The sequence below is a fragment of the Vibrio sp. 10N.222.52.B7 genome, assembly GCF_041474275.1.
GTDB lineage: Bacteria > Pseudomonadota > Gammaproteobacteria > Enterobacterales > Vibrionaceae > Vibrio > Vibrio crassostreae_C.
The window spans coordinates 1-574 of the sequence record NZ_JBFRTU010000154.1 but is presented as its reverse complement, the minus strand read 5'-3'; the positions used below and the strand labels follow the sequence as shown (position 1 = coordinate 574).

The 574-nt window shown below is 48.3% G+C and carries 1 pseudogene; it reads right to left on the bottom strand.

What is annotated here, in order from left to right:
- Window positions 1-574, bottom strand: a pseudogene (gene ligA / locus AB4512_RS21925) (NAD-dependent DNA ligase LigA); the annotation flags it as partial.

Below are 574 nucleotides of genomic sequence, written 5' to 3'. Positions count from 1 at the left end.
TACATACTGGGCAAGCATCAGGGAAAACAATGTCTCTAGCCGTTTCAGGGCGACGATCTAGTACAACAGCCACTATTTGTGGAATAACGTCACCTGCACGGCGAATAATAACGCTGTCGCCTACCTTCACGCCTAAACGCGCAATCTCATCGGCATTGTGTAAAGTGGCATTGCTGACCGTCACGCCACCAACGAAGATAGGTTCAAGTTTAGCAACCGGCGTAATAGCGCCAGTACGGCCCACCTGAAATTCAACGTCATTGAGCAGTGTAATCTCTTCTTGAGCTGGGAACTTATAAGCAATTGCCCAACGTGGCGCTCGTGCAACAAAACCAAGCACTTCTTGAGCCGCGATATCGTCGACTTTGATAACAACGCCATCAATCTCGTAAGCCAGAGCATCACGACGAGTCATAATATCTTGGTAATAGGCTTTCACGTCTTCGAGAGAGCTCAGTTGCTTAGTCTCGGGGCACATAGGTAAGCCCCAACCTTTAAGCTGTAAAAAGCGTTGGTAGTGACTATTTGATAGCTCAGCGCCTTGTACAACACCGACACTGTATGCGTAGAAAGC